7 protein-coding genes are annotated in these 11994 nt (G+C 72.2%); 6 read left to right on the top strand and 1 reads right to left on the bottom strand.

The genetic code is table 11. The features are described 5' to 3' along the window. On the top strand, nt 1-900 hold a 900-nt coding region (gene trxB, locus CUT44_RS04885), incomplete at its 5' end, for a thioredoxin-disulfide reductase (protein WP_100200454.1). Nucleotides 901-1020: 120 nt separating this feature from the next. Here the strand turns inward: trxB and CUT44_RS04890 are convergent. Beyond that, nucleotides 1021-1224 (bottom strand): ArsR/SmtB family transcription factor, encoded by a 204-nt coding sequence (locus CUT44_RS04890; protein WP_408646712.1) that lies wholly within the window; start codon nt 1222-1224, stop codon nt 1021-1023. A 376-nt stretch (nt 1225-1600) separates the two neighbouring features. Here CUT44_RS04890 and CUT44_RS04900 point away from each other — a divergent pair, with 376 nt between their 5' ends. From CUT44_RS04900 to CUT44_RS04920, 5 genes are all read left to right on the top strand, one after another. Then, nucleotides 1601-3154, top strand: a complete 1554-nt coding sequence (locus CUT44_RS04900; RefSeq protein ID WP_100200913.1) for a TIGR02677 family protein — start codon at nt 1601-1603, stop codon at nt 3152-3154. Continuing rightward, nucleotides 3151-4497 (top strand): TIGR02678 family protein, encoded by a 1347-nt coding sequence (locus CUT44_RS04905; RefSeq protein WP_100200914.1) that lies wholly within the window; start codon nt 3151-3153, stop codon nt 4495-4497. Before CUT44_RS04900 ends, CUT44_RS04905 begins: the two co-directional genes overlap by 4 nt. Beyond that, entirely contained in the window at nt 4494-8636 is a 4143-nt protein-coding gene (locus CUT44_RS04910; RefSeq protein WP_100200915.1) for a TIGR02680 family protein, read from the top strand. The genes CUT44_RS04905 and CUT44_RS04910 overlap by 4 nt, the downstream gene beginning before the upstream one ends. Then, nucleotides 8633-9925 carry a TIGR02679 family protein gene (locus CUT44_RS04915; protein WP_100200916.1) on the top strand — a complete coding sequence of 431 codons (1293 nt, stop codon included), beginning with the start codon at nt 8633-8635 and terminating at the stop codon, nt 9923-9925. The genes CUT44_RS04910 and CUT44_RS04915 overlap by 4 nt, the downstream gene beginning before the upstream one ends. Nucleotides 9926-10466: 541 nt before the next feature. Then, the gene (locus tag CUT44_RS04920) at nt 10467-11957 is read left to right on the top strand and encodes an AAA family ATPase (protein WP_199185614.1); all 1491 of its coding nucleotides are present in this window, start codon (nt 10467-10469) and stop codon (nt 11955-11957) included. The last annotated feature ends 37 nt before the right edge of the window (nt 11958-11994 follow it).

The following is an 11994-nucleotide window of genomic DNA, read 5'->3' on the forward strand; positions in this document are numbered from 1 at the left end:
GGCTCGGTGACCGCGGGCGGTGCACTGATGAACACCACCGAGGTGGAGAACTTCCCCGGTTTCCGCGACGGCATCATGGGCCCGGACCTGATGGACAACATGCGCGCCCAGGCCGAGCGGTTCGGAGCCGAGCTGATCGCCGACGACATCACCGCGGTCGACCTGGAGAGCGAGGTCAAGTCGGTCACCGACTCCGCCGGTGCCGTGCACCGCGCCCGGACGGTCATCATCGCCACCGGCTCCCAGCACCGTCGGCTCGGCCTGCCCAGAGAGGACGAGCTGTCCGGCCGCGGGGTGTCCTACTGCGCCACCTGTGACGGCTTCTTCTTCCGCGGCCAGCACATCGCCGTGGTCGGCGGCGGTGACACCGCCATGGAGGAGGCCACCTTCCTCTCCCGGTTCGCCGAGAAGGTGACCATCGTCCACCGCCGTGACACCCTGCGGGCCTCCAAGGCGATGCAGGAGCGCGCCTTCGCCGACCCGAAGATCACCTTTGCCTGGAACAGCGAGGTCGCCGAGCTCCACGAGGACGGCGGCAAGCTGTCGGGGCTGACCCTGCGCGACACCGTCACCGGCGCCACCTCCCACCTGCCGGCCACCGGACTGTTCGTCGCCATCGGCCACGACCCGCGCACCGAGCTGTTCAAGGGCGTGCTCACCCTGGACGAGGAGGGCTACCTGACGGTGGACGCGCCCTCCACCCGCACCAGCATCCCCGGAGTCTTCGCCGCCGGGGATGTCGTCGACCACACCTACCGCCAGGCCATCACCGCCGCCGGCACCGGCTGCTCCGCCGCCCTGGACGCCGAACGCTACCTCGCCGCCCTGGTCGACGCCCCCGAGAAGCACGTCGCCGAACCGGAGAAGACCGACGAGGCAGCAGCAGCCGCCGCACTCTGAACGGCCGCGGGGTACGGAACGGACCGCGTACGCGCGCCGGCTGCTCGTGAAGCGCGTCCGGGTGACTGGCGGGTGCGTCGCCGACCGGCGGCGTAGGGCCCAGCCGCTGAGACTCGTCCCTCAGCGCTCGGACAGGGCGGCGAGGCCGTCGTCCTTGGTGGGGGTGAGGATCTCCCGCAGGCTGCGGAGACCCTCCTGGTTCACCGAGTACCACACCCAGGTGCCTCGTCGCTCGCGGTTGAGCAGGCCGGCGTTGGTCATGAGCTTCAGATGGTGGCTGATCGTCGGCTGGCGCAGACCGAGGCACTCGGTCAGATCGCACACGCATGCCTCGCCCGTGGGTGAGGACTGGATCGGGCCTATCCCTGGTTTGGACCACGGTCCGGTCGCTGCCGAGAGCCTTGGGAGTCGCCGCCCATCCCGCCCTGCCCGATCCGGCCGAGCAGTTCGTATCCGCCCAGCTCGCAAGGGTCGTCGGGGCTGAGGGGCGCGATGTGCACGAAGGGCCTCACAATCGGGCGGAACCGGTGTCCACGATCACACCAGACCACTGCCCGCCCCCACGGGAGGCCGGTCACCGCTCATTCCCCGGCAGGCCGGGGCGCACACCCCTCTTCCGGGACAGGGCCCGTGGTCTCGGTGCCGCCCTCTACGGTGGAGAACGCCGATACCGCAGGGCAGGTGGGGAGGGACGACAGGCGTGCGCAGGGTGCCACCGGAGATGTTCCGGTTCACGACAGGGGAGAAGGCCGATCTGTACGGGGCGGTGCTGGACGCCTTCGGTGTGGCCGGCGAGCACCTCGAAACCACCCTGGGCCCCGACGCGGTGCGCGAGCGACTGCGTCTGGTGGGCTGGGTGGCGGACGTCGGCGACGGGGAACTGCACGACGCGCTCGCCCGGCTGGTGAAGTGGGAGCTCCTCGACGTCGTGCACAACCACGCGGAGAACTACCGCACGGCCGAGGAGTACGAGCGGCGCAACCTCCAGTACTCGCTGACCCGCCGGGGTGAGGCGGCTCTCGCCGGAGTGCGGCACGCGCTGGAAGTGCTGGCCTCCACGGGGGCGTTGCAGACGGCCGTGCTGGAGGCCATCGCCGACCGCTTGGACGACCTGTGCCTGCTGTCCGGCGAACCCGCCTCCGCCGACCGGCGGATCTTCAGCACGCTGCGCGAGCTGGAGGCGCATCTGGAAGCCCTGGTGGAGAACACCAAGGCGTTCAACGGCGAACTGCAGCGCCTCCTGCGTGCCGAGGGCGCGGACCTGGAGGTGTTCCGCGAGGTCAAGGCCGCCACCGTCGCCTATCTCCAGGAGTTCCTGGTCAACCTCGACCGGCGCGGACAGGCGGTCGCCGCAGCCGTGGCCCGGGTGGAGGAGCGGGGGACCGCCGTGCTGCGCGAGCGGGCTCTCCGCGGGGCCGAACTGCCCCCGGTCGCCGGTGAGGACCCCGCGGCCGGCTGGCTGGAGAGCAGGCGGGCGCGCTGGGCGGGTCTGAGGGCGTGGTTCCTGCCGGACGACGGGGCACGGCCCCGGATCGAGCAGCTGCACGACATCGCCCGGCGCGCCATCGTCTCGCTGCTGCAGGTCCTGGAGCGGATCAACGAGTCACGGCGCCGCTCCTCCAGCGCTGTACAGGACCTCCGGGAGCTGGCGCGCTGGTTCGCCGCGGCCCCCACGGAGGAGGACCTGCACCGGCTGTGGTCGACCGCCTTCGGACTCGCCCCGGCGCGCCACGCCCACCTCGCGCACCCCGACCCCGAGTTGATCCCGTCGTCCCGTTCCTGGTCCGAGGCCCCGCCCGTGGAGGTGTCGGCGCTGCTGCGGACCAGCGGACGGACGGAGCGCTTCACCCGCACGGCCAAGGTGCGGGACGTCACGGCGGTCAGGGCCGAGCGCGCGGAACGGGCCCGTACGGAGCGGGCGGAACTCGCGCGTGCCTGGCAGGCGCTGGAGACGGACGGCCCAGTGCGCCTGTCCTCCTTCGGCACCCTCGATCCCGCCGTTTTCGAGCGGCTGCTCGACCTGGTGGGCCGGGCCCTGGCTGCCCGGCCGGACACGACCGGCTCGCGGCGCGCCACGACGGGGGACGGCCGGGTGGAGATCGCGCTGTTCCCATCTCCCGACGAGCGCACCGCCGTACTGCGCACGACGAAGGGCACATTCGCCGGACCGGACTACGTCGTGCTCATCACAGCGGCCGACGCAGCGAGCCCCCTCCCACGGCCGGGCGCCGCGCGCCGGGAGGCAGCCGGATGAGCACCCTCGCCAACCAACTCGCCGCCGCGGAACGGGAGCAGGTCGCCCGCGCCATCCGTCTCCTGCTGGCCCGGCCCCTGCTGACCGAGGCCACCGACCCGGCCGGCTTCGAACTGGTACGCCGCCGTCGCGAGCCGCTGGCCCAGTGGTTCGACTACACCTGCGGCTGGAGCCTGGTGGTGGAACCGCGCCGCGGCTACGCCCGCCTCACCAAGGTCCGCGCCGACCCGGACGGCTCCCGGCCGGCCCGCCGGGCGCGTTCCGGCCGGGCCCCGTTCGACCGCCGGCGTTACGTGCTGCTGTGCGTGACCGCCGCCGAGCTGCTGTCCATGCCGATGACGACCATCGGCATGCTCGCCGACCGGGTCGTGCAGGCCACGTCGGCCGACCGGGCGCTGGCCGCGTTCGACCCGGTGCACAAGCCGGAGCGAATGGCGTTCGTCGATATCCTGAAACTGCTGGAGTCGTACGACGTGCTGCGCGCCGTCGACGGGACCACCGAGGCGTACGTCGAGTCCGCCGAGGCGAAGGTCCTCTACCGGGTGGACACCACACTGCTGATGCGGCTGCCCGCCGCGCCCGTCGGCGCCTCCCGGCTCGCCGTACCCCCGGACGAGGTGCCCGCGCGGTTCGGGGAACTCCTCACCGGTCTGGTGCGCGAGCGCCGTTACGGCGGCACGGTCGCCGACGGCACGGCGAACGAGGTGCACGGCGAGCGGGCGGCCACGGACGCGCAACGCAACCTGAGGCTGCGCCACTCGGTGCTGCGTCGCCTCTTCGACGACCCCGTGCTGTACCGGACGGACCTCACCGACGACGAGCTGGCGTACGTCACCTCCCTGACCGGACGCCAGATCCTACGCCGCTCGGTCGAGCAGGCCGGTTTCCTCCTGGAGGAACGAGCCGAGGGCTTCCTGCTCGTGGACCCGGACGGCCTCGCCACCGATGTCCGCTTCCCCGACGACACGTCCACCGCCCGGGTTGCCGCGCTGCTCCTCCTGGAGCCGCTGTGCGCCGCGCCCAGCGGACTGCTGCCCGAGCAGGTCGCCGAGGCCGGCGCGGACCTGCTGCGCCGCTTCCCGCGGTGGGCCAGGGCGTACCAGTCCGAGGACGGTGCCGCCCGGCTGTCCGACGACGCCGTACGCGTACTGCGTGACGTCGGCCTGGCCCACCGTACCGGGGGGCGTGTCGTCGCGTGCCCTGCCGCATACCGCTACCGCCTGACGGAGACGACGAGCCCGAACCGGGACGACAAGCCCGAACCGGGAGGGGACGCCGCCTCCCCCGGGGCCGCGGGCGGCACGGCTGCCGAGGGCGACGTGGAAGAAGGAGACGAGCAGTGAGCGTGACAGAGCTTCCCTCCCCCCGGCGGCCGGAGCCCACCGAACCGGCTCTGGCAGGGGCCGCCCGAGCGGCGGACGCCGCCGGCAGCCGTTGGCAGCCCCACCGCGCCGGCATCCTCAACGTCTGGCGCTACTACGACGAGACGTTCACCTTCCACCAGGGCCGCCTGCTGCTCCGCGGCCAGAACGGCTCGGGCAAGTCCAAGGCCCTGGAACTGCTGCTGCCGTTCCTCTTCGACGCCAGCCTCCGCCCCAACCGCCTGTCCACGTTCGGCGGTTCGGAACGCACCATGCACTGGAACCTGCTGGGCGAGGGCGCCTCCGGCAAGACCCGCGTCGGCTACGTGTGGATGGAGTTCCGCCGAGTCGGCGACGACGGCACCGAGCGGTGGTTCGGCTGCGGGGCGCGCCTGCAGGCCAGCGTGCACACCACCACGGTGCACGCCGACTACTTCACCACCGGCTCCAGAATCGCCCACCCTGGCGGTGTGCTCCTCGTCAACGACGCGGGACAGCCACTGACCCGGGCCGCCCTCGCCGAAGCCCTGCGCGACCGAGGCGACGTCCATGCCTCGGCCCCCGACTATCGCACGGCCGTACGGCGTGAACTCTTCGCGGGGATGGGGGAGCAACGCTACGAGTCGCTGCTGTCCGCGCTGCTCCAGCTGCGTCAGCCCAAACTGTCGGAGCGGCTCGACCCGTCCCTGCTCTCCACCCTGCTGTCCCGTGCCCTGCCCCCGCTGGGCGAGGCGGAGATCGCCGAACTCGCCGAGGGCTTCGAGCGGCTCGACCGGCAGCGCGAACACCTCAAGCGGCTGGACGACGAGGTGACGGCCGCCGAGACCGTCGCGTCCCGGCAGCGTGCCTACGCGCGGCGGGTCCTGCGCGCGGGTTCCGCCGCGCTCATCTCGGCCACGACCGAGCTGGACAACCTCACCCGCGTCGCCCGCCAGAGCGCCGAGGAACTCGAACAGGCGCTGGCGGAACGCAGGTCGACCCAGACCCGACGCGAGAAACTGGAGTTGCGCGCGCACGCGATGGACGAGACCGTCGAGGGCCTGCGCGAGAGTGACGCGTACCGGCAGGGCGAGGAACTCGACCGGCTCCGCCGCCGCGCCGAAGACGTGGCAGCCGCCGCCGGGAGGCAGCGATCCGCCGCTCAGGCCGCTCAGGTCCGGTCGCAGGAGGACCAGCGGCACGCCGAGGAGGCGGCGGACCACGCCCGCACACTAGGCGAGCACGCGCGCGAAGCCGCCGGGGAAGCACACCGGGCGGCTCGGGCAGCAGGGCTGGAGTCCATCCACCACGAGGTGAGGACGGTCCTCGACGCCGCGGAGCCCGCGGTGGCCCTCCCCCGCACCCCGGGACGCGACCAGGGCGGCGTCCCGCGCACGACAGCCGGGAACGGAGCGCGACAGGCCCGTCGACTGATGCGCGGCGCGGACACCGCCCGACGGCAGCAGGTCACCCTCGTCACCGAGGCGATCGACGAGCACGATCGCGCCGTACGCGACCGGGGCGCCGCCGAGGAACTGCTGGACGAGGCCCGCACCCGTCTCGCGGAGGCGATCGCCCGGCGGGACGAGGCGTCCGTCGCCTGGGACGACGCCCTCGCCGTACAGGTGGAACGCCTGCTCGCCTGGGCCGAGAACTGCACGGAACTGCGCATCACCGACCTCGACCAACTTGCTGCCACAGCAGCGGCGGAGGCCGAGGTGACGGCCCTGACCGAAGCCGCCGCACGCCCGCTGGAACAGGAGATCGCCACGGCGGAGGCCACCACCCGGGCCGCATGCCAAGGTCTGCGGGACGAGCGGAGCCGACTGGAGGAGCAGCGACGGCGGCTGAGCGGTGAAACCGACCTGCCGCCTGCGCCCCCGCCCACCCGCACCGCCGTCCGTACGGCGACGGCGGGAGCGCCCCTGTGGCGATTGGTCGCTTTCCGGGAAGGGGTCCCGCTCCCCGTTCAGTCCGCGGTGGAGGCCGCACTGGAGGCGTCGGGTCTCCTGGACGCCTGGGTCAGTCCCTACGACGGAATCACGCTGCCGGGCCACGACACGCGCGCCGAGGCCGCCCTGGCCGCGACCGCCCCGGAGCCCAGCCTGCTGGAGGTGCTGAGGCCCGAGGAGGACATCCCCGTCCCGGCCGACACCGTGACCCGCATCCTCGCAGGCATCGCCTACGGCCCCACTCTGCCGGGCGGGCACCCCGCGGCCGTCTCCGCCGACGGCGCCTGGCGTCTCGCGCTCGCCACTGGCACCTGGAGCAAACCGGAGCCGGCCCACATCGGCGCCCTGGCACGTCAGCGCGCCCGGCAGCGCATGATCGGCGAACTGACCGACCGTATCGGCGAGACGAACGCCTCCCTCGCCGCACTCGACGACCGGCTGCGCGGCCTCGCCGCTCGCCGCGCCCGGCTGGAAGCCGACCGCGCCGCCCGACCCGACCACCGGGAACTCGACGCCCGGCGGCGTGACCGGGACCGCGCGGAAGACACCGTGGCGGCTCGGGACGACGCCGTGCGTGACGTCGCCGGACGACTGGCGCGGTGCGAGAGGGAGGTGGCGGTCGCTCTGCGCACGCTCCACCGCCGAGCCGCCGAACACGGACTGCCCACCGACCGCGCCCGGTTGCGTACGCTCTCCGACGCCATCGACAGGTTCCGGGACACCGCCGACAGTTGGGTGGACGCCCGGCTCGCCGCGACCGCCGCCACCGACCGGGCCCGCCAGCGGGCCGCCCAGGCGGACCGATCGCGCCGGACCGCAGAGGAACGCGCCGAGGAAGCAGCCGCCACCGAAGCGGAGGCAACGGGGCTGAAGGCGCGCCTGGAGGCAGTGGAAGCCACCGTCGGCGCGGACTACCGGCAGATCGTCGCGCGCCTCGCCGAGGCGCGCGCCGAGCTGCGCCGCTGCCGTGAGGAGGCCGGCCGGGCCGCCGAACTCCTGCTGCGCCTGGAAGGACAGGTCGGAGAACTGCGTGCCACCAGCGGCCAGGACGCCGAACGACGGGAACAGGCCGTCGCGACCAGGGACGCAGCGGCGCGCCGGTTCCGGCACCTGTGTCTGGCCGGGCTGGCCGAGGACGCCGGCATCCCACCGGCACTCGACGCCGGGGACGGCATCAAGGTCACCCTGGAGGCCGCCCGCGCCACAGCGACGAAGTGGCCGGACCTCCCGCACGCTCCACGCAACCTGGGCGACGCCGCGACCCGCCTGTCCGAAGCGGTCCACGAGGCCCGCCAGCGCCTCGGCACCCGTGCCGACCTGGATCTGGAACCGGACGACGACATCCAGCTCTTCACCGCCACCCTGGACGGCGTACGCGTGGGGGCGACGGGCCTGCTCAGCACGCTCACCCAGGAGCGGGACCGCAGCCGGGACGACATCACGGCCGCCGAACGGCACCTGTTCGACCAGATCCTCACCGGCGACATCCGCCGCCACCTCGCGGCCCGCATCCGCCAGGCCGGCGAACTCGTCGACCGCATGAACGGGCACCTGGAGCGGGTCCGCACCGCCTCCAACGTCGCCGTCCAACTCGTCTGGGACGTCCGCCCGGACCTTCCGGACAGCACCCGCACCGCCCGTCAGCTGCTGCTCAAGGACCCCGGCCGGGTCACCGAGAGCGACCGGGAGGCGCTGCACGTCTTCTTCCGCGCCCGCATCGAGGAGGCCAAGGGCAGTGAGACGGCCGCGAGCTGGGAGGAACAGCTCGGTGAGGTGCTCGACTACACCGCCTGGCACCGCTTCACCGTCCGCCTCGACCGGGCGAACGGGACCGGCTGGCAGCCGCTGACCAAGAAGCTGCACGGCGCGCTCTCCGGCGGAGAGAAGGCCATCGCACTGCACCTGCCCCTCTTCGCCGCCGTCGCCGCCCACTACGAGGCCGTACCCATGGCACCCCGGCCGATCCTGCTGGACGAGGTCTTCGTCGGAGTCGACACGGTCAACCGCGGACAGGTCTTCGCGCTGCTCACCGCCCTCGACCTGGACCTCATGGTCACCTCCGACCATGAATGGTGCACCTACGGCGAACTGCCCGGCATCGCCGTCCACCAACTCCTCACCGGCGGGGACGACGACGCGGTAACCAGCGCCCGCTTCGTCTGGAACGGCGTCGACCTGGAGGTGGAATGACCAGCACCGAAGCGACGATCCCCACGGAACCGGCCCCGGGCGAGGCCACCCTGCGCCGACCCGAACTCCGCCCCCTATGGGACACGCTCCACAGCCGCCTCTCCTCCGGCCGCCCCGTCACACGGGTGCGCCTCGGACCGCTCGACGACACCCAGCGCGAGGCGCTCGCCGACCTCCTGGGCCTCGACCGCCTGCCGGACGCACGTCCCTCCGTCCCCCTGGCCCGCCTGGAGGAGGCCGTCACCGAACTCTCCGGCCGCACAGTACGAGAAATCGTCAGCGAACTGGTCGGCCCTCTCGGCGACAGAGCCGGCGAGCGGCGCCGCCAGAGGGACGAGCGGGCCGAGCTGTGGACCTGGCTGGCCGAGCACGAGACGGTGAGGGCCCAGCCGGCGCTCTCCGACTGGGCCGCCACCTGCCGGGCAGCCGGCGTGGTCGCCGGCTCGGTGGAGCACACCCGTACGCTGCTCACGGACGCGCTCAAGGTGCTCGCCGAACTGCCCGGCCAGGCAGAACCCCTGCCCGTCTTCGCCGCCCGGGTCCTGAGCGGCCAGACGCACGCACTCGACGACGGCACACCCCTGTCCGCACTTGTCCTGCGCGCCCTGGCGACCCTGTACGACACCGTCCCTCCGCAGTCCGCCGCGCAGCGGCGCGCCCTGTGGACCCGCGCGGGAGTCGCCGACGACGAGCTGTCCGCCACCGTCCTCGTCGGCGGTCTTCGCCCGGCCGGCGACGGACTGCTCGCCCGGGTGGCCACGGCGTGCGCGGAGGCCGGCCAGGCCGCCTGTCTGACCCTCGCCCACGTCCGGTACCCGGGCGAGTTCATCCTTTCCAAGGCCCCTGTACCCGTCGTCCACGTCGTGGAGAACCCCAGCGTCCTGGCACTGGCCCTACGCCGCTTCGGGCCCTGCTGCCCGCCGCTCGTCTGTACGTCCGGCTGGCCCAACAGCGCCGCTATCCAGCTCCTGCGCATGCTCGCGGACCACGGCGCGGCTCTTCGCTACCACGGCGACTTCGACGGAGAAGGCGTCCGCATCGCCGCCTACGTCCTGGACAAGACGCCGGCGCGTCCCTGGCGCATGACGGCAGCGGACTATCGTGCCGCGGTCGCCCTCAACCCACGCGGTCCTCAGCCGGGACGCATCACCGAAGCGCCCTGGGATTTCGACCTGGCCGAGGCCATGGCGGAGCACGGCATCGCCGTGGTCGAGGAACTGGTGGCGGAAGTGTTGTTGAAAGATCTCGCTGGTACGGCTCAACAGAGGCGTCGCCCTGGCTGGTCGTGACGCTCCTTTGACGCTCAGGTGGCCGAGTAGCCGTTCGGAGCGGCCGCAGACACACGCTGACCTGCGATTATTCGTCTCACTTTTCATGTGACGTCATTTCGATGACCCACCACATGGAGTGCGTCGCGGTCCTCAAGCCCGCCGAGAAGGGCTCCTGACCTGCTCTTCACCGAACCGGGAACCACGTTCGACCTGTTCCCGGCCATCCACCGGGTGGAACGGCCGCTTCACCCACGAAAGCGGCCTGACCTGCGGTTCTGTAGCGAAGCGCCCCTAGTGCCCACCGCGGTACGAGGGTCTCGCCCGGAGTCCTGACGCCCGTGTGACGCCCGGCTCCCCACGGTGGGACCGACGGAAGCGGTGTGCCGTGATGTGAGTGACGGCCTTGCCGCGGAGTCGCCGGGACGGCTCCGCGACCCTCGTTCCGACGGTGCTCCCAGCCGATCTCGACCAAGCAGGGTCGTACGGAATGCGTCTAAGTACACTTAGACGCATTCCGTCGTAGTGGGGCAGGATGGTGGAGGTTCCGGTGAGCGGGAGCATGCTGACCAAGCCCGAGGACGTGGTCGACCGCGATCGTGAGTGGGACCTGCTCACCGAGTTCGTCACGGACCCGGACCCGGCGATGCGTCTGGGGATCGTGTCGGGGCGCAGGCGGCATGGGAAGTCGTACCTCCTGCAGGCTCTGTCGCAGCGGATCGGCGGCCTGTACATCACGGCGGTGCGTGAGGAGGGACGACTGCCGGCGATACAGAGGTTCAGCGACGCAATCGCGGTCCACGCCGGACTGCGACCGGGCACGCTGCGACTGACCGACTGGCGCGAAGTCCTGGCCAACGCCCTGGACGTCACCGTGCGCTCGAAAACGCCGCTGCTGGTGATCGACGAGTTGCCGTACCTCCTCCAGCACTCTCCGGAAATCCCCGGCCTGCTCCAGCAGCTCTACGACGAGCGCCAGCGCGGCACCGGAGCCGATCCCGGACCACGGGTGATCCTCTGCGGGTCGGCGATGAGCGTGATGCACGAACTGCTGTCGGGGACGAAGCCGTTGCGCGGCCGCGCGGTGGTCGACCTGCGGCTGGGCGCCTTCGACTACCGGGCGGCAAGGAAGTTCTGGCAGATCGACGACCCGCTGACCGCCCTACAGGTGCACGCCGTCCTCGGCGGGGCGCCCGGCTACCGGCCGGTGGCCGCCCGTCCGCACCCGAACGACGGCTTCGCCGCCTGGCTCTCCCGGACGCTTCTGGACCCCGGGCGAGCCGTGTACTCACGCACGGAGACGGAGTACCTGCTGCGCGAGGACCCGCGCATCACCCATCACACCCTGTACTACGACATCCTCACCGCCATCGCACAGGGCGCCACCACACCCACCAGAATCGGCGCGGCCCTGGAACGGCAGCGCAACGCCGTCACCCACCCGCTCGATGTCCTCGAGTCCACCGGTTACATTCAGCGCGAGCAGGACATCCTCCGCCCCCGCCACCCGGTGATCACCCTGGCCGACCCGGTGATCCGCTTCAACCAGCTGGTCACACTGCCGCAGGCGGCCACCGTCGAGCAGGGTTTCGCCGAGCAGGCGTGGCAGGCAGCCGCTCCCACCTTCAACTCCAAGATCCTCGGCCCGCACTTCGAGGACCTCGCCCGCACCTTCACCCGCCGCTACGCCCACACCCTGCTCCCCGGCGGTCTGCCCGGTCCGGTCGGTACCACCGAGGTCGCCGACCCGGCGGCCCGCACCAAGCACGAGGTCGACGTCATCGCCCTCGCCCTGGGCGAGCGTCCGCAGGCGCCGCGCGCCCGGATCGCCCTGATCGGCGAGGCCAAGGCCACCGCCGCCCGCCGCGGCACCGGTGACCTGCAACGCCTGGAGCACATCCGCGGCCTGCTCACCGACCAGGGCTACGACACGACGGGCACCACGCTGGCCCTGTTCTCCCTCCACGGTTTCTATCCCGATCTGGTCGACGCAGCGGCTCGCCGCGATGATCTCCTGCTGGTCGACCTGCCGGGTCTTTACGGGATCGGGTAGCCCAGCGACTTCATGGAGACTCGCCCCAGCCCTTCCG

Source organism: Streptomyces carminius (assembly GCF_002794255.1).
In the GTDB taxonomy this organism is placed as follows: domain Bacteria; phylum Actinomycetota; class Actinomycetes; order Streptomycetales; family Streptomycetaceae; genus Streptomyces; species Streptomyces carminius.

What these genes read in the sequence shown, in the direction of transcription:
- CUT44_RS04905 (WP_100200914.1), top strand. Translation starts at nt 3,151, where the DNA reads ATGAGCACCCTCGCCAACCAACTCGCCGCCGCGGAACGGGAGCAGGTC.
- CUT44_RS04915 (WP_100200916.1), top strand. Translation starts at nt 8,633, where the DNA reads ATGACCAGCACCGAAGCGACGATCCCCACGGAACCGGCCCCGGGCGAG.
- CUT44_RS04920 (WP_199185614.1), top strand. Translation starts at nt 10,467, where the DNA reads ATGCTGACCAAGCCCGAGGACGTGGTCGACCGCGATCGTGAGTGGGAC.